Here is a 25,612-nt window from a genome sequence, read left to right as displayed (position 1 = left end):
CGGGGGGACGTGGCACCGACCCGGCCGACCGCGCGGGCCGGCACACGAAGGAACCGGGAAACCCGGAGAATGGGGTCGGCGATGAGCGACACGAACCATCCACCGGTTCACGGCACCGACCCCCGATCCGCGCACGGCGACCCGCTGCGCGATCCCTGGGCACCCGCCGTGCGCCTCGCGCTCGTCGAGGCGTCGGCCGCCCCTGTCCGCGGTGACGTGCCGGTGGGCGCCGTGGTGCTGGGCCCCGGCGGCCCGCGGGGCCCGATCCTGGCGACCGCCCACAACGAACGCGAGGCGCACGGGGACCCCACCGCCCACGCCGAGGTGCTGGCGCTGCGCCGGGCGGCGGATCACCTCGACGGCTGGCGGCTGACCGGGTGCACCCTCGTCGTCACCCTGGAACCGTGCGCGATGTGCGCGGCGGCGGCGGCGCTGTCCCGGGTGGAACGCGTCGTGTACGGGGCCGCCGACCCCAAGGCCGGGGCGGTGGGTTCGGTGTGGGACCTGCTGCGGGACCGGCGCGTCAACCACCGCCCCGAGGTGATCTCCGGGGTGCTCGCCGAGGAGTGCGGGGAACCGCTGTCCCGCTTCTTCCGTACCGGCCGTCCGCCCTCGGGATCCGGCGAGCGACCGGGCGCCCGGCGCGACACGGAGCCGGGCGAGGGGCCGGGCGGGGGAGCCGCGACCGACCACGGGAACCCCGGCGGGATCTGATTTCGCCCCGCGCCGGGCCCGGGCTAAGCTGCCTCTCGGTAGCGTGTCCGAGCGGCCTAAGGAGCTCGCCTCGAAAGCGAGTGTGGGGGCAACTCCACCGAGGGTTCAAATCCCTCCGCTACCGCCACGAAGTGCAGGAACGAGGGGCCCGGTCCACACGGACCGGGCCCCTTGTCGTGTGGCGGGCGGTCCGACCCCACCGCTCCGGCCTCACCGGTTCCGCCGGCCGGGGCGCCGGTTACACTCGCCCGACCGCGGGCCGATCCGGGACCGGGCTCCCGCCCCCCGGAGATGTCGCGGGAGACGACCGGGGGCACCGGTATCGCGGGGAGGAGGACGGACATGGCACGCGCCGGACGGATCGGCCTTTACGTGTTGAGCGTGCTCGTCCTCTACTCGATCATCGCCTGGCCCGTACCGTCCGCCGATTTCGTCCGGATGGGCTTCGACGGGATCTCCGCCGCCGCCACGGGCGTGGGCGACTTCGTGGCCGACCTCGTCCGCTGAGGGCCCCGGCTCCCGGGTGCTGCGCCCGCGAGGCCACCCGGACGCGCGCACGCCCGCACGCCCGCACGCCCGCACGCCCGCACGCCCGCACGCCCGCACGCCCGCACCCGGGGATCGGTTCCCCGGTGATCCCGAAGGAGTCCCGCCCCGACGCGCCGCCCCGACGCGCCGGGCGCGCCCGAGGGACCCTTCCGGGACACCGTGTCCGCGCCCGGCCCCCGGACCGACACACACCCACTGGATACTTGCACCGTTGACCCCTCCTTGTGATGCTATGACCGATTTTCCCGTATCGAGGTGTCCACAGGGGTGTCCACGGGGGTGTCCACAGCGGAGTGCGAAGGGGCGGTCGGCCGGTGGCGGTGACGCGGACCCGCGGGACCAAGGGGGCGGGGGCCCGCGAGGTGACGGCGGCCCTCTTCGAGCGGCTGATCCGGTTGGACCCCGGCACCGCCGAGCACGCCCGCGTGCGCGGTGCGCTGATCGAGGCGAACCTGCCCCTGGTCCGCTGGGTGTCGCACCGCTTCCGCAGCCGCAACGAGCCCATGGAGGACGTCGTCCAGGTCGGCACGATCGGCCTGATCCACGCCATCGACCGCTTCGACCCGACGCGCGGCGTGCAGTTCCCGACCTTCGCCATGCCGACCATCGTCGGGGAGATCCGGCGCTACTTCCGCGACAACGTCCGCAGCGTGCACGTGCCGCGCCGGATGCACGAGTTGTCCATCCGGATCCACACCGCCGGTGAGGAGTTGACCGGCCTGCTGGGCCGCACGCCGACGACCTCCGAGATCGCCCGTCGCCTGGCGGTTCCCGAGGAGGACGTGCGGGCCGGGACCGAGGCGGCCCGGGCGTACCGGGTCTCCTCCCTGGAGGCGTCCCGGGATCGCGAGGACGGCTCGCCGGGGCCGGCGGAGACCCTCGGCTACGAGGACCCCGGTCTGGCCGGGGTGGAGCACCGGGCCCTGGTGCGACACCTCCTGGTGCAGTTGCCCGAACGCGAGCAGCGGATCCTGCTGCTGCGCTTCTACCGCAACCTGACACAGTCGCAGATCAGCGCCGAGCTGGGGGTGTCACAGATGCACATCTCACGTTTGCTCAGCCGCAGCGTGGCCCGGCTGAGAGACGCAAATCCGCTCGACCGTTGACCCCTTCGAGTGATCTCGAGACGGTGAGAAGCGGCCCGGTGGGAAAACCCCGCGTCATGTGTTGCCCATTTATCGACTTGGCACTACATCGCGTTGATGACTTGTGACATTCTGCTGGAACCGCGTTTGCCAGGGCGGCGGCGCCGGTATGCACGAGGGGACGTACCCCCTCGCGGGGCACGCCGCCACGACCCGTCCACGACCCCCAGGGGGTGGCATGTCCGTAGAACTGGACAGTTCCCAGGTGCTCGCCACGACCGACGCGCCGCAGGACCCGACGGTGCCGGTCGCCGCGCCGCAACCTCCCGCGGACACCGACAACCTCGACACCCGCACTCTCTCCCGGTCCCTGTTCCAGCGGCTCTCCGCGCTCGACGCGGACAGTCCCGAACGGGCCTACGTCCGGGACACCCTGATCGAGCTGAACCTCCCGCTCGTCCGGTACGCGGCGGCCCGCTTCCGCAGCCGCAACGAACCGATGGAGGACATCGTCCAGGTCGGCACCATCGGCCTGATCAAGGCGATCGACCGCTTCGACTGCGACCGCGGGGTGGAGTTCCCCACCTTCGCCATGCCGACCGTCGTCGGCGAGATCAAGCGGTTCTTCCGCGACACCTCCTGGTCGGTGCGCGTCCCGCGCCGCCTCCAGGAGCTGCGGCTCGCCCTCACCCGGACCGGTGACGAACTGTCCCAGAAGCTGGACCGTTCGCCCACGGTGGCCGAGTTGGCCGTGGCGCTCGGCGTCACCGAGGAGGAGGTCGTCGACGGCCTCGCCGTCGGCAACGCCTACACCGCCAGTTCCCTGGACTCCCCCTCCCCCGAGGAGGAGGGCGGCGAGGGCTCCCTGGCCGACCGTCTGGGGTACGAGGACAGCGCCCTGGAGGGCGTGGAGTACCGCGAATCCCTCAAGCCGCTGCTCGCCCGCCTGCCCGCCCGCGAACGCCGCATCATCATGCTGCGGTTCTTCGGCAACATGACGCAGTCCCAGATCGGCGAGGAGGTCGGCATCTCGCAGATGCACGTCTCCCGCCTGCTGACCCGTACGCTCGCGCAACTGCGCGAAGGGCTCACCGCCGAGGAGTGAGGGAGTCCCGGACCGGCGACGAGGCCGGTCCGGGTCAACGAGGACGCCCGATCGGGTACCGGGACCACCCCGGCCCACCCGTCGTCCCACCGGGCCGTCCGACCCCGGATCACACCGGATTCCCCGGACGAACAGCGGACCGACCCACGCACCCCGGTCCACCGCCCCCCGGGCACCACGTCCCGGAACGCCCCCGAAGTACCCTCCGAACCACCCGCACCATCACCGACCGGAACGGCTCCTTCCCACCCCGCCCGTGAAGGTTCGTGACGCCCCGTCGTGCCCCGCCCGGACCGCCGGACCGTCACCGCCCCGCCCCGGAGCCCCACCGCGTCCCGCCCGCCCGCCCGTGGCCCCGGCCGGTCACCCGCACGTCCGCACTCGTCACGCGCACGTCCCCCACCCGGGCGCCCGCGGCACCCCCGGGCCCCGACGCGCACGCGCTCCGTCACGCCGCGCGGTCACCGCGCGCCCGGAGTCGAACCGGCGCCGCTTCACGCCCCCACCGGCACGGTCGCCCCGCTCCGCCACGCCGCTCACATCCGGCCGCGTCCACTCCCCCGCGCGCCTACCGCACCTACCGCCGGAAACGCGCAACGCGCCGTTTCCGACTCCGGGGAGCCGAACACGACGCGTCGACGCGACCGATGACACCGACGCCACCGGTGGAGGGTTTGCCGCCCCCGCCCCCGCCCGGCGGCACCGGGCGGAACACGACGGGCGGATCGGGGGTCAGCGGAAGGCCACCCAGGCGACCACGGCGAGAACGACGACGCCCGCCGCGATGCCCAGGATCAGGCCGAGCCTCGAACCGCCGGAGGCGGCGGCGGGGGTCGTGGTCGGACCGTTCCGCGTCTCGTCGTCGACGAACGCGCGGAACATCTGGGTGCTGCCGGCCGGATCGTGCTCCTGCGGGCCCTGCGGTGCATGGGGGTTGTGAGCCATGCGGGGGACCCTAGCGAACGCTCCCGCCCCGGCGATACCCGGGAGTCGGTTCCCGGCCGGTCACCCGACCGGCCCCCGGACGCCGGTCGGCGGGGAACCGGCGGCGCGCCGACCCCCTGCGCCGGCCCGTCACCCGCTTCCCGGGCCCCCGCCCCCGATCACCTCGGCAGGAGCTTCAGCCACACCGCGACTCCGCCCTCATCGGCGCACGCTCCGCGCCGGCGTTCCACGAACACCAGCGTCCCGTCGTTGCACCACGCCGAGGGTTCGACCAGTTCCGCGGCCTCCCCGCCGGTGAGCGGGCCGGACATGTCCTCGCCCCGCCAGGTCAGCCCGGCCTCGTCCTCCTCCTCCTCCTGCGGCGGGGTCGCCGGGTCGCTGACCAGTAGACCTTCCGTCGTCGGCGGCGCCTTCCCGTCCCCGGCGGGTGGCTCGGTGGGCGGGGGAACCGACTCGGTGACCGTCTCGGTGACGGTGGTCGTCACCACCGGCAACGGCTCCGTCGGGTCCTCGACGAACTCCTCCGGCGGGGTCGGGCCGGGGGTCGGCCCCGGGGCCGGGACCGCCGACGACGGTTCGTTGCCCGGCTCGGACTCCCGCGCCTCCCCCGCGATGTCGACCTCCATCGGCTCCCCCGCCTCCGGGCCCGCCGAGACGGGGAGCGGGTCCCCGGTCCCGCCGAATCCGGGAAACGGCACCCCGGCGGTTCCCCCACCGCCCGGGTCACCGGGCGTCAGCAGCATTCCCACCGCCAGCGCCCCGACCACCGCCGCCCAGGTCCGCTTGCGGCGGAACGGATCGCCCGGTGGGCCCTCCACGGGCGGATCCACCGGTGGTGGCGGAATCGGTCCGGACAGGGGAGGTCGGGACGTCCGACGCGCCCGTCCACCGGAACCGACCCACCTTTCCCCGTACGAATCGTCCTCGTACGGATCATTCACCACATCACCCCCATATCGTCCTCCGTTGCCGCCCGCTTCCCTCGCGCGGCGCACTCCCGGTCCAGGAGTCGGAGTCATCGGACGCTACCCGTGCCCCGGGATGCCCGAAAGGTGTCCCGGGCAACCGAAACCCTCCCGTCATCCACCCTCCACGGGCGCTCCACGCCACCCCCACTCGGCCGGTCCGCCGGCCGCCACGGGACAAGGGGCGGACCATGGACGTCATGGCCTCCACCTCTCCCGAACCCACCGAACCCACCGGGCCCGCCGGCCCTGCCGACCGCGTCACCCACATCGGTGCCACCGGTTCCGCCGCGCCGGGGACGCCCGGCGATGCCGAACCGGCCGGGGTGGCGGGGCGCCACGGCGGAACGGTCCTGGTCACCGGCGCCACCGGCTACCTCGGCGGTCGACTGGTGCCGCAGCTCCTGGCCGTCGGCCGCCCCGTCCGCTGCCTGGCCCGCACTCCCGCCAAGCTCCGCGACCACCCGTGGGCGGACCGGGTGGAGGTGGTGCGCGGAGACGTCACCGACGAGGAGTCGTTGCGCGTCGCCCTGGCCGGGGTGAAGGTGGCCTACTACCTGGTGCACGCCCTGGGCACCGGTGCCGGCTTCGAGGCCACCGACCGGCGGGCCGCCCGGCTCTTCGGCCGCCTGGCCCGCGAGGCGGGGGTGCGCCGGATCGTGTACCTCGGCGGACTGACCCCCGCCGACGTGCCCGAGCACGACCTCTCCCCGCACCTGCGCTCCCGCGCGGAGGTGGGCCGCATCCTGCTGGCCTCCGGCGTGCCGACGGCCGTCCTGCGCGCCGCCGTGATCATCGGCTCGGGATCCGTCTCCTTCGAGATGCTGCGCTACCTCACCGAACGCCTGCCGATCATGGTGACGCCCCGCTGGGTGCGCACCCGCATCCAGCCGATCGCGGTACGGGACGTCCTGCGCTACCTGATCGGCGCCGCCGACCTGCCGCCGGAGGTCAACCGTTCCTTCGACATCGGCGGCCCGGAGGTGCTCACCTACCGGGGGATGATGCGCCGGTACGCGACCGTGGCCGGACTGCCGCGCCGGGTGATCCTGCCCGTCCACGTCCTCACCCCCCGGCTGTCCAGCCACTGGATCGGACTCGTCACCCCGGTACCGGGGTCGATCGCCAAACCGCTGGTGGAGTCGCTGCGGCACGAGGTGGTCTGCGCCGAGAACGACATCACCCGGTGGATCCCCGACCCACCGGAGGGCACCGTCGACTTCGACACCGCGCTGCGGTGGGCGCTCAAGCGCTTCCACGACGCCGAGGTGGACACCCGCTGGTCCTCCGCCGACACGCCGGGCGCGCCGAGCGAGCCCCTGCCCACCGACCCGGCCTGGACCGGCGGCAGCCTCTACACCGACGTGCGGGAACGGTCGGTGCACGCCCCGCCGCAGGTGGTGTGGCGGGTGGTCGAGGGCATCGGCGGGGACAACGGCTGGTACTCGCTGCCCATCGCCTGGGCCGCGCGGGGGGTGTTGGACCGGCTCTTCGGCGGGGTCGGGCTGCGGCGCGGCCGGCGCGACGCGGAACGGTTGCGGGTGGGGGACTCACTGGACTTCTGGCGGGTGGAGGAGATCGAGCCGGGCCGGCTGCTGCGGCTGCGGGCGGAGATGCGGCTGCCGGGCCTCGCCTGGCTGGAGCTCTCGGTGGAACCGGCGCCGGTGGGGCTCGCCGGGGAAGGGCCCGCCGGGGAGAAGCCCGCCGGGGAGAAGCCCGCCGGGGAAGAGTCCGCCGGGACGACCGACGGCCCCCCGACGGCGGCCCGTTACCGTCAGCGGGCGCTGTTCCACCCCCACGGCCTGGCCGGACACCTGTACTGGTGGAGCGTCAGCCCGTGGCACACCCTGGTCTTCGGCGCCATGGCCCGCAACATCGCGGCCACCGCCGAGGCGGCGGCGCGGCGCACGCCCACCGACGCCCGTGGGCCGGACCTCGACCTCCACATCCGGGAGGGCACGACCCGGATCGAGAGGTGAGCCGGGGGTCGGGGTGAGCCCGGATCAAGGGGTCGCCGATCGTTCCTCTCCGGGACGCCCCTCCTCGCCTCCCACCGGAGTGCCGCTCCGGGTTCCCTCAGCGTCACCGGGCCCGCCCTCACCGGGGGCGCGGTCGGCGAGGACGAGCATGGCGGTGTCGGCCGCCTCGGCGAAGGGGTCGAGGACGACATCCACCCCCTCCACCCGGGATCGTTCCACGTCCCGGCGGGTGTGGGCGGTGAGCATGATCCGCCCCTCGTAACCGTGCCGGCGCAGGCCGTCGACCAGGGCGAGGTTGGTGTTCGGGTGGGGGATGGCGCTGATCACCCACCGGGCCCGGCTCAACGGCAGGGTCTCCAGGAAGTGGACGTCCTCCGCGCTACCGAAGACGGCGGTGACCCCCTCCCGCTCGTTGCTCGTCACCCGGTACGGATCCCAGTCCACGGCCAGCACCCGCAGGCCGGCCCGGCCGAGGCGGTCGGCGGCGTGTCCGCCGAAGCGGCCGAGGCCGTAGAGGATCACGTCCACGTCCTCCCCGCCCCGTCCGGTGTCCGGTGTCCGGTTGGACGATGTCGGCCCGCTGGAAGCGCTCGAGCCGGCCGCCGATCCGACCCCAGATCTGCTGCGAGTACATGATCAGATACGTCGAGACGCCGATGGTGATCAGGCCGACGACGGTGATCAGGCTGACCGTGGCGCCCGTGATGTGTCCCAGGGACAGGCCCAGGGCGGCCAGGATCAGCGAGAACTCCGAGATCTGCGCCACCGTCAACCCGCACAGGAACCCGACCCGCACGGGGTAACGCATCAGCGCCATGATCACGATCACGATCAGCGGGTTGCCGATCAGCACGAACAGCGAGAGGACGACCGCCTCCCCCATCTGCCGACCGGCGTCGGCGAACTCCAGACCCGCGCCGAGTTGGAGGAAGAAGAACAGCAGCATGAAGTCGCGCAGACTGACCAGCCGCGCCCCCAGTGCGTCCCGGTAGGGGGTGGTGGCCAGCGAGACGCCGGCGAGGAACGCCCCGACCTCGGTGCTGAACCCCAGCCACTCGCTGATCGCCGCCACCGAGATCGCGTAGGCGACACCGAACAGCACCAGCAGTTCCTGGGAGCGGGCGATGTGGTCGAGCAGACGCGGCAGTACGAACTTCATCAACAGGGCGATGCCCGCCAGCAGGCCGATCCCCTTGCCGAGGACGATCAGCACCTCGGTGGTCAGGTCGTTGCCCTCTCCGTCGGCCCCGGCGACCGCGTCCCGCTGTCCGAAGGCGGTCAGGGTGATCATCACCAGCACGACCACGATGTCCTGCACGATGAGGAAGCCGACCGCGATACGGCCGTGCAACTGCTCCAACTCCCGTTTGTCGGAAAGCAGCTTCACGATGATGATCGTGGAGGAGAAGGTGAGCGCCACCGCGACGTAGAGCGAGGTGATGTTGTCCATGCCGAGCAGGCGGGCGATCAGGTAGCCGATCGCCGAGGTGAAGATCACCTGCCCCAGGCCGGTGGCCAGCGCGATCGGCCCCGTGGTGCGCACCAGGTGCAGATCCAGGCGCAGGCCGACCAGGAACAACAGCACGGCGATGCCCAGGTGTGCCAGCAGTTCTATCGTGCTGTCGGTCTCCACCCATCCCAGGCCGGCGGGGCCCACCAGGATGCCGACACCGATGAAGGCGACGATCAGGGGTTGTCGCAGGCGGGTGGCCACCAGTCCGACGAGGGTGGCCACCGCGAGAACGGCGGCGAGGAGGGGGAAGTCGTGCAGTTCCATGGTCGTTTCGGCTCCCGTCCCGTGCTGTGTGGCGTTCCGGCACGAGGGGGAGGGTGTGCCAGTCGCGGGCGCCGACATTCTCGCCGGCCGTGGCTGTGCTGAACAGGGGCGTTCAGCGGTCCGGTGGTCCGTTGCCGGGTTCGTCCCCCTCCGCGGGGGCATCCGTCGACCCGGCCCCCGTCGGGGCGCGGACCACCGGCACGTCCGCCGGGGAGCGGCGCGGCACGTGCCGGGCGACGCTGCCCGGCAGGGCGTATCCGAGGGCGGCCCGGGTGTCGGTGCCGACGGCGATCAGCTCCGCTCCGTGCTCGGCGGCCCACCCCGGCAACCGCTCGTGGGGCCGACCGGTGGCGACCGGAACGTGGCGGGGTCGGCGGTCCGCCGGGTGCGGGCCGCCGGCGGGTCGCGCACCGGCCTCCCGGTGTCGTTCCGTCCGTGCCATCGGTCCCGTCCCGATTCCGTGGTCCTTCCCGGCCGCCCGTCGTCGCGGGGCCGCCCGTCGTCGCCCGGGCGGCGCGTCCGGGCCCGCCCGGCGAGGTGGGCGATCGCGGTGAACGTCGGCCCGTCCCGACCGTACCCGTCCCGGGTGTCCCGCATTCCCCGGCACGCCCCGGGGCGATCACCCTCCCCCCTTCTCGCATACGATGCGCAGATGCAGGGATATCGCGTTCAACGGGCCGGCGAGGACCACCTGGACGACGCCCGGGCCGTGATGCTCGACACGATCTACCGGGACTTCGGCACCGGGTACGTGCCGCGCTGGCACGGGGACGTGATCGACCCGGCCGCCGCCTATCTGCGCTCCCCCCGGCACGTGCTGCTGGTGGCCGTGGAGGAGGGATCCGGCGAGGTGGTGGGCACGGCCGCGCTGGACTCCCGGGGTCCGCTGCACCCGCCCAACCCCGCCTGGCTGGCCGAGCGCTACCCCTCGGGGGAGACCGCTCAACTGCGCCGGGTCTACGTGCGGCCGGAGCACCGCCGGCGCGGCCTGGCCCGGCGCATGGTGGACGAACTCGTCGACTTCGCGGTCGCGGAGGGCGGCTACCGCTCGCTCTACCTGCACACCGATCCCACCGTGCCGGGGGCCGAGGCGTTCTGGCGGTCGCTGGGGAAGGTGGTGTGCGACGAGCGCTCGGAGCCGGGGGGCGGGCAGGGAACCCTGCACGTCGAACTCCCCTTGCTGCGCTGACCGTTCCGATCCCCGCCGGCCGGTCCCGTTCCTCGAGGACCAACGGGGGCGCGGGGCGGAACCACCCCGGACCGGCGGTGGCCGGAGCCGTGCCGGCGGGGATCGATGCCCCCTACATCGATGAAAATGATTGCCATGTAAACTTTACGGTCGACCCGGCCGGACCATCGGAGCCCCGCGCCGGCGCGCCGGTGACCACCCCGCCCCCGCACCCGCCCCGGCTCCAGGGGGCCGCACGGGCATGGCGGCGGCCACCGCACCGCCGCCCCCGCACCCACGGAGAACCACCACCATGAGCCCCAACCGCCGACCGGCCGCCGCGCTGCTCCTCATACCCCTGCTCGCCGGCTGCTTCTCCGAGAACGGCTCCGCCGGGACCGACGGCGGCCCCGACGCGGTCGAGGGCTCCGGCGACGCCCGCCTGCGCGTCGCACTCGCCTTCCCGCCCACCGAGAACCTCTCCCCGCACGGCGCCGACGCCACCCTCCTCAGCCGGCTCGGCGTCACCGAGGGCCTCACCGTCCTCGACGACCAGGGTCTCGCAGCCCCCGCCCTCGCCGAGTCCTGGACCGCCGAGGACGAGCTGACCACCGTCTTCACCCTGCGCGAGGCCCTCTTCCACACCGGTGAGCCGGTCACCGCCGAGGCCGTCGCCGACGCCATCGAACAGGCCGTCACCGCCGAGCCCGCCCCCGCCGCCCTCTCCGGCGTCGAACTCACCGCCGAGGCCGCCGGGGACCGTGAGGTGCGGATCACCACCGCCGAACCCGACCCGATCCTGCCGCTGCGCCTGGCCGCCCCCCACCTGGCGATCCTGGCCCCCGACGCCTACGAGGACGACACCGTGGACCCGGCCGGCCACGGCACCGGCCCCTACGTCCTCACCTCCGTCACCGGTGCCGAGCGCGCCTCCCTGGACCGCTTCGAGGAGCACTGGAACGGACCCGCCGCCGCCTCCGGGATCGAGGCCTCCTTCATCGCCGACGGTCTCGCCCGGGGCAACGCCCTGCGCAGCGGCGAGGTGGACATCGCCGAGGCCATCCCGGTCTCCGCCGCCGCCACGCTGGACGAGGGCGCGCTCCGGGAGACCCGCACCACCCGCACCACCGGCCTGCTCCTCAACACCGCCTCCGGCGCCCTCACCGACCCCGAACTGCGCGCGGCGGTCCGCGAGGCCGTCGACACCGCCGCCCTCGCCGAGGGCGTGTACGAGGGGTACGCCGACCCGGGCGAGGGCGTCTTCGGCCCCGCCGTGATCGAGGGCGCCGGCGAGCGCCCCGAGCCGGTGAACCGCGCCGAGCCCGCCGACGCCGACGCGATCGAGGGCACCGCCATCACCATCGCCACCTACGACAACCGGCCCGAACTCCCCGAGGTCGCACAGGTCGTCCAGCAGCAACTGGAGGCCGTCGGGTTCACCGTCGCCCTGGAGGTCCGGGAGTACTCACGGATCGAGAGCGACGCGCTCGCCGGGGAGTTCGACATCTTCGTCGCCGCCCGCAACACCCTGCTGGACACCGGTGACCCGCTCGGCGTCCTGGCCGGCGACTACACCTGTGACGGTGGCTACAACCTCGCCCTGCTGTGCGACCCCGGGGTGGACCGGGCCGTCGCCGACGCCGCCGCCATCGCCGACCCGGAGGAGCGCCGCGAGGCGATCCTCGCCGCCGAGGCGGCCATCCTGGGCACCGACGCCCTCGTGCCGCTGGTGCACCAGCGCACCCTGCACGGCGTGGACCCGGCGGTCGAGGACGTGATCCTCGACCCGTACGAGCGCACCCTCATCGGCCGCGACACCCGTCGCTGACCGGTCCGTTCGCCGTGTCCGACACACCGTCCGACCCGCCGGGCACGCCCGGCCGTGGAACCGCCCCCGGGAGCGGTTCCACGGCCGGGACCGGGGCCGCTACCGGACCCGCGCCCGGGGACCGGGCACCCGCCGGCGGCGCCCCCCGCCGCCCGGGTGCCCGGGCACGCCCCCGGGCGACGCGACGGTCACCGGCGTGGACACCGCCGTGGACGGTGCTGTGGCGGCTCGCCCCCGTCGCCGCCCTGGTCTGCGCGATCGGTCTGCTCCCCCGTCTGTCGGACACCGACCCCGCGCTGACCGTCCTCAAGGCCCGATCCGCCGAACGCGACCCCGACCCCGAGGTGTTGGCGGCCATCCGCGCCGAACTCGGCCTGGAAGGCTCCTGGTGGAGCACGCTCGGCCACTGGCTGGGCGGCCTGCTGAGCGGCGACGCCGGAACCTCCTGGGTCTCCGGCACCCCCGTGCTGCCCTCCGCGCTCTCCGCCCTCGGCGCCTCGCTGCTGCTCATGGCCGGGGCGCTGGTCGTCGCCGGCGCGACCGCCGGCGTCGTGTGCTCCCGCACCCTGCTGCTCGGCGCCCGGCGCCGGCTCGCCGGCCGGCCCCGATCCGGCGGCTTCTCCGCCGCGCTCGCCGCGCTGCCGGACTTCCTCACCGCCTCGGTCCTGGCCGGCGTGGTGGGCGTGCACCTGGGATGGCTACCCGCCCTGGGCTGGTACGGGCCCCGCTGGATGATCCTGCCCGCCCTCGCCCTCGGCCTGCCGGCCGGCGCCGTCCTGGGGCGCCTGTTGGACGACACGCTCCCCGGAGCGTTCGCCGAACCCTGGGCGCGCGCCGCCACCGCGCGGGGCGTACCCGGCCGGCGGATCGCCCGGCACGCCCTGCGCCGCTGCCTGCCCGGCCTGCTGCCCAACCTCGGCCTCTTCGTCATCGGCCTGACCGGCGGCGCCGTCGCCGTGGAACAGATCTTCGACATCCCCGGCCTGGGCCGGCTCACCCTGCGCGCCGCCATCGCCCAGGACCTGCCGGTGCTGCAGACCGGCATCCTCGCCCTGGCCCTGCTCGCCGCCGCCGTCGGCATCGCCGCCCGGGCCGCCGCCCGCCCGCTGCTCGGCCCCGCCCTGCGCGACGGCGCGCTCACCTCCCCACCCCCCGCGCCCGGCGCCGACGGCGGACCGGGCACCCGGCGCGGCGTCCACCCCCTGGTGTTCGGGGCGCCCCTGCTGCTCGTCGTGGTCGCCGGCCTGTTCCGCGACCCGCTGCACCTGGACACCGGTCGCCGCCTGCTGCCGCCCTCCCCCGCCCACCCCCTGGGCACCGACGCCCTGGGCCGCGACATGCTGGCCCGCCTCGGCCACGGCGCCCTCGACACCCTCGGCACCGCCCTCCTCGTCGGGGCCGCCGCCCTGCTGATCGGCGTCCTCCTCGGCCTGCTGCCGCGCTTCTCCGGTCCCCTGGTCGACACCCTCAACGCCGTCCCCGCCGTCCCCGCCGGTCTGCTGGTCACCGGCATCGTCGGCCCCGGGCCGGCCACGCCCGCCATCGCGGTCGCCGTCGTCGCCTGGACCCCGCTCGCCGCGCACACCTCCGCCCTGCTGCGCCAGGAGCGCGCCGCCGCCCACCTCGCCGCCGCCCGGGGCCTGGGCGCCGGCCGCACCCACCTGCTGCGCCGTCACCTGCTACCGGCCGTGCTGCCCCCGGTGGTCCGGCACGCGCTGCTGCGGTTGCCCGGCATCGCCCTGGCCCTGGCCGCCCTCGGCTTCCTCGGCCTCGGCGCCCAGCCCCCGTCCCCCGAGTGGGGGCTGCTGCTGGCCGAGAACCACCCCTACGCGGAACGCGGGCCGTGGACGGTGGCCGCGCCGGCCCTCGCCCTCGCCCTGCTGGGCGCGCTGGCGGTCACCACCGCCAACCGGGCGCCCCGGGTCCGGCGCGGGCGGCGCGGGGGCGTCCCCGCGAAGGGCGGCGACGGGGCGGCCGTGCCGGTCGGTCCACTCGGCTCCGTCGTCCCCACCGCACCGGGGCTGCCCGGGCCGCTGCCGCTGCCGGGTGGTCCCGGCGCGCCGGAGTGTCCGGGGACACCACCGGGACCGCCGGCCGCGACGCCTTCCGCGCCGCCGGGGAAGACCTCCTGAAGGCCCCTCGCGCCTCCTTCCCGCACTCCCGCGCTCCCGCGCTCCCGCACCACCGAAGGCCCACCATGCGCCCCTCCCACTCCGCCCCCGATGTCGCCGGTCCCACCGGACCGGCCGGACCGGCCCTCATCGGCCGCGAACCCATCGGCCCCGGGGCGGCCGGCCCCATCGGGCCCACCGTCCCGACCGCCGGGGCCGGGGCCGGTGCCGGTGTGGATGCCGGCCCGTCGGCCTCCGCCGGGACCACGGCGAAGACCGACGCCGGGGAGCGCACCGGGGGCCCCGGGGAGCAGGATGCCGACAACGGCTGGGACACCGGGGACCGGCGCACCGGGAACAGCGGGAAGCGGGGACCCGGGGAGGGCGGGGACGGCGGGGACGGCGGGCAACCCGACCCCGGAGGGCTCCCACCCCGCCCGGACGCCCTCCCCCGCCCCGGTGGCCCCGGCCGCCTCTCCCGCCTGCGCCGGCTCACGGGCGGTGGGGACGAACCGCCGCTCTCCCCGCCGCTGCGCCTGCTGATCGGCACCCAGTTCGCCTTCAACATCGGCTTCTTCGCCGTCCTGCCGTTCCTCGCCGACCACCTCGGATCGGGTATCGGCATGGCCGGCTGGCTCATCGGCCTGGTACTCGGCCTGCGCACCTTCAGCCAACAGGGCCTCTTCGTCGTCGGCGGGATGCTCACCGACCGGCTCGGCGTCCGCCCGGTGGTGCTGGTCGGCTGCGTGCTGCGCGTCGCCGGCTTCGCCTGGCTCGGCTTCGCCGGGGGCACCGCCTCGGTGATCGGGGCGGTGCTCCTCATCGGCTTCGCCGCCGCGCTGTTCTCCCCTGCCGTGGAGTCGGAGGTCGCCCGGCAGGCGGTGTGCCGGGAGGAGGAGGGACTCGGCTCCAGGGCACGGGTGCTGGCGCTGCTCACCGTGGCGGGCCAGGCCGGGGCCTTCCTCGGGCCGCTGGTGGGTGTGCTGCTGCTCGCGGTGGACTTCCGTGCCGCCTGCCTGGCGGGCGCCGGCGTCTTCGTCCTGGTGTTCGTCGGACACCTGTGGCTGCTGCCGCAGCGCATCCCGGGGCGCGAACCCGCCCGGGGGCGCGGGGGCGTGCGGACCATGCTGCGCAACCGGGCGTTTCTCGCGCTGTGCCTGGTGTACGGCACCTACCTGCTCGCCTACAACCAGCTCTACCTGGCCCTGCCGGTGGAGGTGGACCGGGCGGGTGGTTCCTCCGCCACGCTCGGATGGCTGTTCGCCCTCTCCTCCCTGCTGGTGGTGACCACCCAACTTCCGGTCACCCATTGGGCGACCGCGCGGCTGGGCGCACGGCGGGCCATGGCCGGTGGACTGCTCACCCTCTCCGCCGGCTTCGCGCTCGTGGCCGCCGCCCTGCCCGCCGACCTCACCGGCGGGGCCGTCGCGCTGCTGCCGGTGGCCGGGTTCGTGGTGCTGCTCACCGTGGGACAGATGCTCATCGCCCCGGCCGCGCGCGGCATGGTGCCCGACCTCGCCGAGTCGAATCGCCTCGGCCTCTACACCGGCGCGCTCTCCTCGATCTCCGGGCTGATCGTGCTCATCGGGGGCGCCGGCGTGGGCCGGCTCCTGGAGCCGAACATCCCCCGGCCGTCCCGTGGCTGGCCCTGGCCGCCCTCCCCCTCGCCGCCCTCCTGCTCCTCCCCGGCCGGTCGGGGAGGGTTGGGGGACGGGGCCCCGGGAGGCCGGCGCTCGATCCCCGATGAGACGGACTCCCCGACGGAACGGCACGACCCCGTACCTCCCCGGGACACGATGACCTCCACAGACCCATGAGGCGCCACAAAAGGCATCGCCCCTCTTGCCTCGATGACACGATGATGGTGTCATCGAGGCATGCTCTATCGCACTCCTCCTCTCGATGACGCGGACCGGTTGGCGCTCGACGAGATCACGGAGATGCGCCATGAAATGCGGCATCTGCTCCGCTCTCCACGCCGGTGGACCAAACAGTTGCGCCGCAATCTGACGGCCCGCGCGATCGCCGGATCCAACACCATCGAGGGCTACGCGGCGACGATCGATGACGTCGAGGACCTCATGGTGGGTGAGGAGCCCTTGGAGAGCAGCGAGACAACCCGCAGGGAGGTGGAGGGCTACCAGAGAGCGATGACCTACATCCTCGCCCTCTCCGACCCCGGGCCGGAGTTCCGCTACGACTTGGGCCTCGTCAACGGCCTGCACTACATGATTCAGGAGCACCACCCCTCCAAGCGCCCGGGACGCCTGCGCAGGGGCCCGGTGTACGTGGCGAGTCCCGAGGACGAGATGGTCCCGGTCTACACGGCTCCGATCGGCGACGACGTTCCCCACCTCATGGAGGAGCTGGTCACCTGGCTCAACGAGGGGGATCTCGACTCCCCGGTGCACGTGCGGGCCTCCATGGCCCACCTGAATCTCCTCAAGATCCATCCGTGGGCCGACGGGAACGGACGCATGTCACGGGCCCTTTCCACCCTCATCTTCTCCCGCGAGGAATTGATGCCCGCCGAGTTCTCCTCGATCGAGGAGTGGCTGGGCCACGGCCAGAACACCTACGGCTACTACGAGGTGCTACGGCAGACCGGGGGGCCGCGCTGGAGTCCGGACGCCGATACGTCGACCTGGTTGAAGTTCTGTCTCACCGGCCACCACGTCCAGGCCCAGCAGGCCAAACGACGCTTCGACCTCTACACCCGTGCCTGGCAGGCCCTGACCGAAGCCGTATCCGGGTCCGGCATGGACGAACGGGTGGCGGTGGCTCTCCTACCGGCCTTCCTGGGTGGTCGTGTCCGCCGCCCGGTGTACCAGGCGGACTCGGAGCTGAGCCTGCAGCAGTCCACCCGGGACATCCGGGAACTGGTGCGCACGGGCTGGCTGGAGCAGCACGGAAAGGCCAGAGGCCGTTTCTATACCGCCGGACCACGAACGCTGGGGATTCGTGAGGCGGTCCGGAGATCCACCGAGCCCTTCCTTTACCCCTACCGGCGATAGGAGGAGGCCGATTCCGGCCGGACCCGGGCCCCCGCGGCGGCGAAGGGGCCGTCGTCGGTGAAGGCCAGGGCGGCGAAGCGTTCGCCCATGCGGCGGTGGGTGGCCACGTCGGGGTGGAGTTCGTCGGGCAGCGGCAGTTCGGTGACGTCGTCCGAGCCGTAGAGCAGGCGACCGTCGAGGTGGTGCAGGTTCGGGTCCTCGGCCGCGCGCCGTTCGACGATCCGGGCCAACTCCTCGCGGATGACGTTCAGCGTCAGCTTCCCGGCGGCGCGCTCGGCCGGATCCCCCGCCGCGCGCATGCGCACCCTCCCGGCGGCGAGCGCGTCCTCGTCGAAGGCCGAGGGGCCGGGCGTGTCCTCGTGGATGGGGCACAGGATCGGGGAGACGACCAGGAGCGGCGTGGTGGGGTGCCCGTCGCGAATGGTGTCCAGGAAGCCGTGCGCCGCCGGAGTGAAGGCGCGCAGCCGCATCGCGTCGGTGTTGACCAGGTTGATGCCCATCTTGATGCTGATCAGATCCGCCGGGGTGTCCCGCATCGTGCGGGCGGTGAACGGATCGAGCAACGCTCCCCCGCCGAAGCCCAAATTGATCAGCTCCACCCCGCCCCGGGCGGCGGCGAGCGCGGGCCAGGTGGCGGTGGGACTCTCGGCGTCCGAGCCGTGGCTGATCGAACTGCCGTGGTGCAGCCACACCCTGCGGCCCCGGTCGGGCAGCGGCTCCACCGGGGCGTCCGTGCGCAGCGCGATCAGTTCGGTGACCTCGTTGAACGGGAGCCACAGCTCGACGTCCTTGACCCCGGCGGGCAGGCCGGCGAAACGCAGGGTACCCACCGGACCGGGTTCCATCCCGGTGGTTCCGGCGGTCATGTCGATGGTCACGACGTTCCCCCCGGTGATGCTCCCCCGGTCGGTGAGCCGACCGTCGACCACCAGGTCGTACACCCCGTCCGGACGGGGTGGGGCTCCCCGGTACGCCCGCTTGGTGGCCAGGGCGTCCAACTCCACGGTGCCCGCCCGGGTCCGGAACGCCAGCCGCACGCCGGAGGGCTGGGCCTCCGCCATCAACACCTGCGCGTCGGCACCCCGGGCCCGGGCGCGTGCGGGCAGGCGGTGCGGCAGCACGCCGCGCTCCGTGCGCTCCAACTCGACGGCCCCGCGCACCAGGTCGGCGGTGATGGCGGTGGAGATCAGGGGATGGTCGTCGCTCATGGTCCGTTTCCGTACTGTCCGTGTTTTTCGTGCGGGGCCGGGCGGGTGGGGCCGGGCGGGGTGGTGGGCGGTCAACCCGGGCGGGGCCCGGGCGGGTTCCGCAACGCGGCGTCGAGCGCGTCCAGGGTCCAGTCCCACGACTCCCGGGAATCCACCGGCGTGTGCTCGAAGCCTCCGGCCGACTCCAGTTCCGCGTAGCCGTGGATGACGGCACCCACCATCCGCACCGCGTGGGTCTCCTCCGGCTCCGCGAGCCCGTAGTCGCGCAGGATCGCCCGCGTCATCCGGGCGTGCCGAACACCGGCGCTGCCGGCGGCCGCCCCCGGATCGAGCCGGGCACGGGCGGCGGCGTACCGGCCGGGGTGTTCGCGGGCGTAGTCGCGGTACGCGGTCGCCAGAGCGGCCAGCGCGTCCCGGCCGGCCAGGCCGACCAGCGCGTCCGCGGCCCGGTCGGCCAGTTCCTCCAGGGCGAGCAGCGTGATGCCGGTGGTGAGGTCCGCGGAGTTCCGCACGTGCGAGTACAGGCTGGCGGCCTTCACGTCGAACCGTCGGGCCAGCTCCGACACGGTCACCCGGTCGAACCCGACCTCGTCGGCCAGCTCGGCCCCCGCCCGGATCAGCCGGTCACGGCTCAGTCCCGCCCGCACCATGGACGCTCCTCCACTCTCCTACAACCATTAGGTCATAACCTACAAGCCATAGGCAAACGGAAGGGGCGGTCGACGGAGGCGCGGAAGACGTGACGTCGGCGTGGGGTGGGCACCCTGGCGATGCCGTGCGATGACGGGGCCACCCGTCCGATAAGGCGTCGACGACCGGATACCGACGTGCCATGCTCCCGGCGCACGGAGCCCGAACCGACGGAAGGACACCATGCCCGCCTACGCCATAGCCCATCTGGGCGAAGCCACTCCGCACCCGGAGATCGCCGAGTACATCGAGCGCGTCTCCGCCACCTTCGAGCCGCACGGCGGACGCTTCCTCGCGCACGCGACCCCGCACGAGGTGAAGGAGGGCAACCGGCCGGGACAGTCGTGGTGATCGGCTTCCCCGGCATCGCCGAGACGCGGGCCTGGTGGGACTCACCGGCGTACCGGGAGATCGCACCGCTGCGCTCGCGGCACATCGAGGGCGACATCATCCTCGTCGAGGGTGTCCCCGAGGGCTACGACCCGACCGCCACCGCCCGGGCGATGCGCGAGGCCCTGCCCGCCGAGTAACCCCCGGACGGGGGCGGGAACGGACGACGCGCCGGGGGCGGGGCGGGCAGGGACCCTGCACGGGTGGTGTCCACGCGGGGCACCACCCGTGTCGGTGCGGAACAGTGGTTCAGCACCGAGCAGCCTCGCCGGTGAGTTCGGCGGTGATGGTGTGGCCGGGGTGGCCCCGGTGGATGTGCAGGCGGTGGGAGAAGTCCTGCACCAACGCCAGGCCCCTGCCGCCGGTGGCCTCGCCCCCGGCCTCGCACGGCACGGGCACCCGGTCCGTTCCCCCGGCGTCGGTGAATACGCGAAGGCGCTGGGTCGAAAGGTGGCCCTGCACCGCAAGCGACGCGGCTTGTCTCAGAAGGAGTTCGCCGGTCTGCTCGGCCGTTCCGAGGCATGGGTCTCACAGGTGGAACGCGGAGTACGCCGCGTCGATCGCATGACGGTGCTGGAGAAGGTCGCCGACGCCCTGGATCTCCCCGTCGCCGAACTGGCCGCCGAGGCGCCCCTCATGGCATCCGCGACCACCCGGGAACCCCCGGCGGCGGAAGCGTTGCGGGTACTGCTCGGCGAGGCCCACGCCCTGCGGGCGGTTCTCTCGGGCGCCGGCCCGATCGACCGGACGAAGCTGCGGGACGGGGTGGACCGGGCGTGGGAACTGACCCACGCCGGTGCGTACGCCGATCTCGCCGAACTCCTCACCGGCCTGATCCCGGAACTGGAGGCAGCGGCCAGGGGCGGCGGGGACGGTGAGGAGAGGGAGCCGTTCCGGCTGTTGGCCTCGGCCTACCAGGCGTGCGGAGCCGCACTGGCCCACGCCGGTGACCCGGACGCGGCCCGGGTCGCGGTGGATCGTTCGGTGGCCGCCGCCGAACGTGCCCGGGACCCACTGCTGATGGCGGCGGGAGGCTTCCGGCTGGCGGTCGTCTTCAACAGCGCGCGGCGCCACGAGGAAGCCGGCCGGGTGGCCGGGGACACGGCGGACGCGCTGGCGCCGGCCGTGGAACGCGGAGACCCGGCGGCCGTATCCGTCTGTGGGGCGCTCACCCTGCAACGCGCCGTGGCGGCGGGACGGTCGAACCGCGCGGAGGAGGCGTACGAGTACCTGCGGCACGCCCGCGAGATGGCCGTAGCGGTTGACGGTGAGAACGACGGGCACCACACCGAGTTCGGCACGCTGAACGTGGAGTTGCACGAGGTCGCCGTCGCGGTCCGCCTCGGGGACGCGGGCAGAGCACTACGCGTCGCCGAGAACCTGGACGTCTCCGGCCTGTCGGCGGAACGTCGGGCCCGCTTCCACATCGACGTGGCGGCGGCCCGGACCCAGCGTCGTCGCGTGGACGAGGCCATCGTCGCGTTGGAGGCGGCGCTCGACCTGGCGCCGGAAATGGTGCGGGTCAAACCGGTGGTCCGGCGACTCGTCTCCGACCTGCTCACCATGAGCCCGGTCGCCTCGGACCGTCTGCGCCGTCTGGCGCGGGAGACGGGGGTCCCGGTTGGCCCGACCGACCACTGACCTCTTCCCACCGGTTCCCCGGGCGAGGACACGTCCGCTCGGGTGTCGCGCCCCCTCCGCGCCGGCTCGGGCCGAAGGGGCGGGTCCCCGCCCCTTCCCGGTGGGACCGGTCCGGCGCGGGAAGGCCCGGGAGGTCATCACGTGCACGGCCGCGACGACATCGCCCGACACCTTCCGTCTCCCGGAAGGTGCCGGGTGTACCGGAGCGCCGGAGTACTTCCCTCGCCACGCTTCGCCGCTCGCGGATATGACGAAGCCCCGCTCCGGGGGATCGGAACGGGGCTTCGGTCTGCTGTGCGCTCGGCAGGATTCGAACCTGCAACCTTCTGATCCGTAGAATCGGGCAACCACTTACGCCACCCCCGCCACTTCCGGAGTCGAGTGGGCTCATGCTCGCTCGCGCGCGCTCCTGTGTGCCGTCGTTGCCGTCACGGCTGCCGTCAGGATCGCCCCGACCCCGAAGGTAGTTCGTATCGCCTCTCGGTTTCTCCGGCCGGTTCACGCGGCCAGGGCCGGTAGTTCCTGGAGGCGGTTGCGGAATTCGCGGACGGCGGGGACGTGGGCATGGGGGTCGAGCTTCGCGGAGAACTCCTGAAGGCGATCCACCGCACGCACGGAGGAGACGCCGTTCTCCACCAGCTCCGCGCCGTGGTTGGCGGCGTCCAGTGCGCCTTCGAGGTCGCTGCCCTGGAGGCGTGCTTCCGCCAGTCGGCTCGTCCGCACGGCCTTGTCCCGTGGGAGGGCACGCTTGACCGACTCCTCCAGGGCGCCGGTCGCTTCCTTGACCTGGCCGCTGCGAAGCATGATCTTGCCCTCGGTGGACCGCATCTGGGCATCGCCGTACCAGCCGAGCCAGTCGGGGCTCTCGTCGTCGGCCCGGTCCCAAAGACTGATGGACCGGTGCAACTCCTCGCCGGCTTGCCGGTGCTCACCGTGGCGGGAGTGCGCCTCTGCCTTGTGCAGGTGGAGATACGACTGCGTGCGGGGAGACAACGCCTTCGGCGCGTTGTCCACGGCCGTGGTGATGAGATCGACGCGGTCCTTGGTGTGGCCCTCCTCCGAGACGTGCACCCCCATCTCGGCCAGCATGAAGCATCCGAAGGCATCGTCCCCCGCCGTGCGCGCGGTGCGTAGGGCTCCCACGTAGTACTGGGCGGCGGACTTCCGGCCGGTGTCGTAGGCCATCCAGCCGGTCATGTACGACACCCGGGCGGCAAGGGCGTAGAGGCGATGCTTGATTGCGTCCGTGTAGCGGCCCGACTTCAGCAGATTCGTGATCAGTGCCAAATCCCCCTGCGCGTGCTCCAGCAGGGTGGCACCGCCGAACTGGGCGTCCAGAGACCTCAGGGTCTCCACGCGCTGCTCGATCGTGGTCACCATCTCGTCGGTCACGCGGCCCCCCTCCATGGCCGAGGCGAAAGCCGGCTGCGCCGCCGCCCAGCTCGCCGCGACACCGGAAAGTGCCCCGCCAGTAATCGTCAGAAAGCCTCGACGGTCCATGCGCCCACTCTCCCCGAGTCTCGTCAGGGCTTCCACGGTACCGTTTTCGTTCCACGCCGCAGAGAGCATCGGAACCTCCCACACCGGCAGCCACAGGGGCCACCGGACGCCCTGAACATGGGGCCAGGGAATGCCCAGCAGGTCGGCGAGCACTCGTCGGGCGTCCTCGTCGGGGCTCTGACCCTGCTCCCACTTCCACACCGTGGAACGGTTGGTGGCCAGATGGATGCCCATCCGCTGCCCGTGCCGCTGCATGATCCGGGCGAACTCCGCCTTTCCCCAACCTTGTTGTTCCACCAGAGAAGTCAGTGGATGTGGTGTCGGTAGTGCCGTCATGTCTCACTCCCCGTCCCGTCCCAGCGTGCACACAACGCTACTGCGGGTAGCGCATCGCGTCTGCCGTTCCCGCCGAAGGGGAAACCCCCCAGAAACGTTCCGTCGGGCCCCGCATGGCAGTTGGACTACCTGTAGCCGCTGAACGCGGCCTCGTGAACGGCCGCGGGTTGGTGGAGATCCGGTCTTCGAGACCGGCCCCGTATCCCACCGACCCGCGGCCTCCACCGACGGAGGGAGTCCCGTGGACAGGATTCGGTTCATCCGGAGGCTCGATGCCCCGGGCGCATGGACAGCACACGACTTCGAGGTCTCCCGGGAGTCGACCTGATGGCCCGCCACGCCGCACCTCGGGAACCGATTCGCCTGCCGGGCCGGAGCATGGCCGGCGCTCTCCTGGTCGTGGGCCTGGTCGGCCCTCTCCTGACCCTCGGGATGAAGACCGCCACGGACGTGACCGCAGCCCCTGGAGCCGGCGTCGCACTCGGGGAGAAAGGGTCCGTCGATGAGGGTTCGTAGGCCGGCCAGGAACCTCAACGTGCGCCAGGCGGAAACAGAGGAGTACTTCCGGCGCGTGGTGCTACCACTCCTCATGTTGCCCGGCTCGTTCCGGTATCAGGTCCGTCAGCTGATCGCCGAGCATCTTCCCGCCATGCGGAATTTCGGGAACGACCGGAAGCCTGCTTGGCACATGCTCGGGGAGATGGCGACCCTCGGGGTGCAATGGCGTTGCATTCCGTTTCATTACTTCCGTTACGGTCTCTACCGCCGAGAGGTGCGGCTGGGAGAAAGCAAAACCTACCTCCCCGAGGCCGTCATTTTCGGGAGAATACTTCCGACCGTCAACAGGGATACGGTACTCCTCGATGACAAGGTTTCCTGCAAGCGCGTACTCGCCTCCGGGAACGTTCCCCAGCCCCGGCTTCTGCTCCACGGTGACGCTCATGCGGCCTTTCTCCCGGACGGAACTCCTCTACCTCTGAAGGCCGCTGTCGGGGTTCTCCCAGCCCATGAACCCGTGGTACTGAAGCCTGCCCGATACTCCAGTGGGGGCGCCGGGGTCTTCATGTTCAATCCCTATGAGGAGGACCCTTTCTCCCTGGAGGAGTACGCACAGCAATGGGGTTCATGGCTCATTGAGGAGCACGTGCCACAGCACCCCGACATCGCAGCGCTCAATCCTGCTGTTCTCAACACGTTCCGGGTCATCACATGCCTGCCCCCATCCGGAGTCGAAACCCTGTACTGCCTACTGAAACTGGGCGGAGTTTCTGGAGTCACCGATAACTCCAGCACCGGAGGAATGCAGATTCGGGTAGACCTCGAAACCGGCGAACTCGACACCCATGGATACGACCGGTGGATGCGTAGGCACAGTCATCACGCCACCACCAAGGCGCAGTTCGCAGGCCGAAAAATTGATGCGGTCAAGGAAATTTCCCTGCTCGCCGAACGAGCTGCCCGACTTTTTCCCCAGATTCCTTTCGTCGGCTGGGATATCGCTCTCACTCCCGAGGGCCCGACGGTCATCGAGGGCAACAGCAGTCCTTCCCTGGCCCATATCCAGCGAACTCACCACATGGTTGCTCCCGTCCTCATGTCCCGACTCGGGGAAATGCGCAACCGTCCGCTCCTCTGAAGGAAAGGACCAGGTTCATCGTGCCGGAAAGTTCGGAACTGCGCGACCAAGCCCGTCACTACGTGCGAGGTCTGATCGCGGCCATCGGAAAGAACCCGGAAGTTCAAGCGCTTTACGTCCTTTCGTCCTCCGCCAACACCAGCGAGAACGTCACGGTTTTCGGAAAGGACTCCGATTTCGACCTGGCCGTGATCGTGGATGTCCCCCTTCGGTCCGATGAATGGCGCCCCGACCCGGAGGACACGTACACTCTTGTCGCGGACAGGATTCCGGATTGGGTTCCCGAATTCAGCTTCTACCTTCCGGTGGCGTGGGGATCGATGGAGGTCAATGTTCACCAACTCATTTACCAGTACGAGGCGGATGTCCGCACGGTGTGGAACAGCGACAAGTGTGATGCCTACGCGAATAAAGGGGAGCCACTACTGGACCGTGCCGGACGCTTCGGGGAACTGATCGCGCTCAAGACCCGGGAGCAACAACACCGGCTCGGCCTGGAAGAGCCGCGTCTCCTCAATCGCATTACGTGGGACGCACGCGAGATTGCGGTGAAACAGGCTCACAGGGTCGGTCCGCCCTCGGGGCACGTCGTTCTCTCCATGGCTCTGGAAGAGGTGATCGATTGGGTCTACATCACCAATGGCAGGCTCATTCCGAATCGGAAGTGGAAGCTGTTCCAACTCCGCGCCCTCGGCATGGTCACCGAGGAGCAGGAACAACTTTTGCTCCAAGTGATGGCCTGCGCTCCCCACTCGATGAGCGACCTCGAACGCCGGATTGATGTCCTGGCCCGTCTGTGTGGCTCCCTCGGCATCCCCCTCGACTCCCACAGCATCCGACGTACCCGGAAGTCATATCAGCGCCACAAGCAACTTCTCGGTGCGCGAGCGGCTGTTTACACGTCCCGCCCGACGCCTCGGCTGATTCCGTACGTCGGCCGGGTCCGAGCCTAGATAGGCTGCGTCATCCCC

The 25,612-nt window shown here is 72.4% G+C and carries 20 protein-coding genes, 1 tRNA gene and 3 pseudogenes; 15 read left to right on the top strand and 9 right to left on the bottom strand.

Annotation, left to right across the window (positions count from 1 at the left end; translation table 11 throughout):
• Positions 1-81: 81 nt before the first annotated feature.
• The 5 genes from LZF96_RS09985 (at position 82) to LZF96_RS09965 (ending at position 3,453) form a co-directional block, all read left to right on the top strand.
• Positions 82-714: a nucleoside deaminase gene (locus LZF96_RS09985; protein ID WP_233869002.1), complete on the top strand. Its 633-nt coding sequence runs from the start codon at positions 82-84 to the stop codon at positions 712-714.
• Between the two features lie 37 nt (positions 715-751).
• Positions 752-841: transfer RNA gene (locus LZF96_RS09980), tRNA-Ser, on the top strand.
• A gap of 215 nt (positions 842-1,056) precedes the next feature.
• Positions 1,057-1,221 carry a hypothetical protein gene (locus LZF96_RS09975; protein ID WP_233868999.1) on the top strand — a complete coding sequence of 55 codons (165 nt, stop codon included), beginning with the start codon at positions 1,057-1,059 and terminating at the stop codon, positions 1,219-1,221.
• A 356-nt stretch (positions 1,222-1,577) separates the two neighbouring features.
• A complete protein-coding gene (locus LZF96_RS09970; RefSeq protein WP_233868997.1) occupies positions 1,578-2,369 on the top strand; it encodes a SigB/SigF/SigG family RNA polymerase sigma factor in 792 nt (263 codons plus the stop codon).
• Positions 2,370-2,586: 217 nt separating this feature from the next.
• A complete protein-coding gene (locus LZF96_RS09965; protein ID WP_233868994.1) occupies positions 2,587-3,453 on the top strand; it encodes an RNA polymerase sigma factor SigF in 867 nt (288 codons plus the stop codon).
• A gap of 732 nt (positions 3,454-4,185) precedes the next feature.
• Here LZF96_RS09965 and LZF96_RS09960 read toward each other — a convergent pair.
• On the bottom strand, positions 4,186-4,398 hold the full coding sequence (locus LZF96_RS09960) for a hypothetical protein (protein WP_233868991.1): 213 nt from the start codon (positions 4,396-4,398) through the stop codon (positions 4,186-4,188).
• Positions 4,399-4,556: 158 nt separating this feature from the next.
• Positions 4,557-5,216 carry a DUF3761 domain-containing protein gene (locus LZF96_RS09955; protein ID WP_233868988.1) on the bottom strand — a complete coding sequence of 220 codons (660 nt, stop codon included), beginning with the start codon at positions 5,214-5,216 and terminating at the stop codon, positions 4,557-4,559.
• 347 nt (positions 5,217-5,563) lie between these two features.
• Between LZF96_RS09955 and LZF96_RS09950 the strand changes: the two genes are divergently transcribed.
• Complete coding sequence (locus tag LZF96_RS09950) at positions 5,564-7,342, top strand: SDR family oxidoreductase (protein ID WP_233868986.1); 1,779 nt, start codon at positions 5,564-5,566, stop codon at positions 7,340-7,342.
• A 24-nt stretch (positions 7,343-7,366) separates the two neighbouring features.
• On the opposite strand, the gene LZF96_RS09945 is transcribed toward LZF96_RS09950, so the two are convergent.
• From LZF96_RS09945 to LZF96_RS09935, 3 genes and pseudogenes are all read right to left on the bottom strand, one after another.
• Positions 7,367-7,864 carry an NAD(P)-binding protein gene (locus LZF96_RS09945; protein ID WP_233868983.1) on the bottom strand — a complete coding sequence of 166 codons (498 nt, stop codon included), beginning with the start codon at positions 7,862-7,864 and terminating at the stop codon, positions 7,367-7,369.
• A 136-nt stretch (positions 7,865-8,000) separates the two neighbouring features.
• A pseudogene (locus tag LZF96_RS09940) lies at positions 8,001-9,119 on the bottom strand (cation:proton antiporter); the annotation flags it as partial.
• A 112-nt stretch (positions 9,120-9,231) separates the two neighbouring features.
• Entirely contained in the window at positions 9,232-9,561 is a 330-nt protein-coding gene (locus LZF96_RS09935; protein WP_233868980.1) for a universal stress protein, read from the bottom strand.
• Positions 9,562-9,771: 210 nt separating this feature from the next.
• Between LZF96_RS09935 and LZF96_RS09930 the strand changes: the two genes are divergently transcribed.
• The 5 genes and pseudogenes from LZF96_RS09930 (at position 9,772) to LZF96_RS09910 (ending at position 17,240) form a co-directional block, all read left to right on the top strand.
• On the top strand, positions 9,772-10,308 hold the full coding sequence (locus LZF96_RS09930; RefSeq protein ID WP_233868978.1) for a GNAT family N-acetyltransferase: 537 nt from the start codon (positions 9,772-9,774) through the stop codon (positions 10,306-10,308).
• A 292-nt stretch (positions 10,309-10,600) separates the two neighbouring features.
• Positions 10,601-12,115, top strand: a complete 1,515-nt coding sequence (locus LZF96_RS09925; protein WP_233868976.1) for an ABC transporter substrate-binding protein — start codon at positions 10,601-10,603, stop codon at positions 12,113-12,115.
• A gap of 509 nt (positions 12,116-12,624) precedes the next feature.
• Positions 12,625-14,247 carry an ABC transporter permease subunit gene (locus LZF96_RS09920; RefSeq protein ID WP_308294179.1) on the top strand — a complete coding sequence of 541 codons (1,623 nt, stop codon included), beginning with the start codon at positions 12,625-12,627 and terminating at the stop codon, positions 14,245-14,247.
• A gap of 461 nt (positions 14,248-14,708) precedes the next feature.
• A pseudogene (locus tag LZF96_RS09915) lies at positions 14,709-15,973 on the top strand (MDR family MFS transporter).
• A 130-nt stretch (positions 15,974-16,103) separates the two neighbouring features.
• Positions 16,104-17,240 carry a Fic family protein gene (locus LZF96_RS09910; RefSeq protein WP_233868972.1) on the top strand — a complete coding sequence of 379 codons (1,137 nt, stop codon included), beginning with the start codon at positions 16,104-16,106 and terminating at the stop codon, positions 17,238-17,240.
• Here the strand turns inward: LZF96_RS09910 and LZF96_RS09905 are convergent.
• Both LZF96_RS09905 and LZF96_RS09900 read right to left on the bottom strand, forming a co-directional pair.
• Positions 17,228-18,448, bottom strand: coding sequence for a GDSL-type esterase/lipase family protein (locus LZF96_RS09905; RefSeq protein ID WP_233868941.1), 1,221 nt, complete (start codon positions 18,446-18,448; stop codon positions 17,228-17,230). The two genes, LZF96_RS09910 and LZF96_RS09905, sit on opposite strands and share 13 nt — an antisense overlap.
• 71 nt (positions 18,449-18,519) lie before the next feature.
• Positions 18,520-19,098, bottom strand: a complete 579-nt coding sequence (locus tag LZF96_RS09900; protein ID WP_233868938.1) for a TetR/AcrR family transcriptional regulator — start codon at positions 19,096-19,098, stop codon at positions 18,520-18,522.
• 223 nt (positions 19,099-19,321) lie between these two features.
• On the opposite strand from LZF96_RS09900, the pseudogene LZF96_RS09895 reads away from it, so the two are divergent.
• Positions 19,322-19,668, top strand: a pseudogene (locus LZF96_RS09895) (DUF1330 domain-containing protein).
• Between the two features lie 109 nt (positions 19,669-19,777).
• On the opposite strand, the gene LZF96_RS09890 reads toward LZF96_RS09895, so the two are convergent.
• On the bottom strand, positions 19,778-19,927 hold the full coding sequence (locus tag LZF96_RS09890) for a hypothetical protein (protein WP_233868936.1): 150 nt from the start codon (positions 19,925-19,927) through the stop codon (positions 19,778-19,780).
• A 39-nt stretch (positions 19,928-19,966) separates the two neighbouring features.
• Here LZF96_RS09890 and LZF96_RS09885 point away from each other — a divergent pair, with 39 nt between their 5' ends.
• Positions 19,967-21,169, top strand: a complete 1,203-nt coding sequence (locus LZF96_RS09885) for a helix-turn-helix transcriptional regulator (protein WP_267940704.1) — start codon at positions 19,967-19,969, stop codon at positions 21,167-21,169.
• A 498-nt stretch (positions 21,170-21,667) separates the two neighbouring features.
• Here the strand turns inward: LZF96_RS09885 and LZF96_RS09880 are convergent, their stop codons facing one another.
• On the bottom strand, positions 21,668-23,005 hold the full coding sequence (locus tag LZF96_RS09880; protein WP_233868930.1) for a transcriptional regulator: 1,338 nt from the start codon (positions 23,003-23,005) through the stop codon (positions 21,668-21,670).
• A 502-nt stretch (positions 23,006-23,507) separates the two neighbouring features.
• On the opposite strand from LZF96_RS09880, the gene LZF96_RS09875 reads away from it, so the two are divergent.
• Together LZF96_RS09875 and LZF96_RS09870 are read left to right on the top strand one after the other, a co-directional pair.
• A complete protein-coding gene (locus LZF96_RS09875; protein ID WP_233868927.1) occupies positions 23,508-24,641 on the top strand; it encodes a sugar-transfer associated ATP-grasp domain-containing protein in 1,134 nt (377 codons plus the stop codon).
• 20 nt (positions 24,642-24,661) lie between these two features.
• Positions 24,662-25,594 carry a hypothetical protein gene (locus tag LZF96_RS09870; protein ID WP_233868924.1) on the top strand — a complete coding sequence of 311 codons (933 nt, stop codon included), beginning with the start codon at positions 24,662-24,664 and terminating at the stop codon, positions 25,592-25,594.
• The last annotated feature ends 18 nt before the right edge of the window (positions 25,595-25,612 follow it).

Source organism: Streptomyces sp. ST2-7A (genome assembly GCF_021390475.1).
In the GTDB taxonomy this organism is placed as follows: Bacteria; Actinomycetota; Actinomycetes; order Streptomycetales; family Streptomycetaceae; genus Streptomyces.
This window is presented reverse-complemented; position numbering and strand designations above follow the sequence as displayed.

Coding starts and splice junctions, on each gene's coding strand:
- LZF96_RS09985 (WP_233869002.1), top strand. CDS start 82: ATGAGCGACACGAACCATCCACCGGTTCACGGCACCGACCCCCGATCC.
- LZF96_RS09975 (WP_233868999.1), top strand. CDS start 1,057: ATGGCACGCGCCGGACGGATCGGCCTTTACGTGTTGAGCGTGCTCGTC.
- LZF96_RS09965 (WP_233868994.1), top strand. CDS start 2,587: ATGTCCGTAGAACTGGACAGTTCCCAGGTGCTCGCCACGACCGACGCG.
- LZF96_RS09960 (WP_233868991.1), bottom strand. CDS start 4,398: ATGGCTCACAACCCCCATGCACCGCAGGGCCCGCAGGAGCACGATCCG.
- LZF96_RS09950 (WP_233868986.1), top strand. CDS start 5,564: ATGGCCTCCACCTCTCCCGAACCCACCGAACCCACCGGGCCCGCCGGC.
- LZF96_RS09935 (WP_233868980.1), bottom strand. CDS start 9,561: ATGGCACGGACGGAACGACACCGGGAGGCCGGTGCGCGACCCGCCGGC.
- LZF96_RS09930 (WP_233868978.1), top strand. CDS start 9,772: ATGCAGGGATATCGCGTTCAACGGGCCGGCGAGGACCACCTGGACGAC.
- LZF96_RS09925 (WP_233868976.1), top strand. CDS start 10,601: ATGAGCCCCAACCGCCGACCGGCCGCCGCGCTGCTCCTCATACCCCTG.
- LZF96_RS09920 (WP_308294179.1), top strand. CDS start 12,625: ATGGCCGGGGCGCTGGTCGTCGCCGGCGCGACCGCCGGCGTCGTGTGC.
- LZF96_RS09910 (WP_233868972.1), top strand. CDS start 16,104: ATGCTCTATCGCACTCCTCCTCTCGATGACGCGGACCGGTTGGCGCTC.
- LZF96_RS09905 (WP_233868941.1), bottom strand. CDS start 18,448: ATGAGCGACGACCATCCCCTGATCTCCACCGCCATCACCGCCGACCTG.
- LZF96_RS09900 (WP_233868938.1), bottom strand. CDS start 19,098: ATGGTGCGGGCGGGACTGAGCCGTGACCGGCTGATCCGGGCGGGGGCC.
- LZF96_RS09880 (WP_233868930.1), bottom strand. CDS start 23,005: ATGACGGCACTACCGACACCACATCCACTGACTTCTCTGGTGGAACAA.
- LZF96_RS09875 (WP_233868927.1), top strand. CDS start 23,508: ATGAGGGTTCGTAGGCCGGCCAGGAACCTCAACGTGCGCCAGGCGGAA.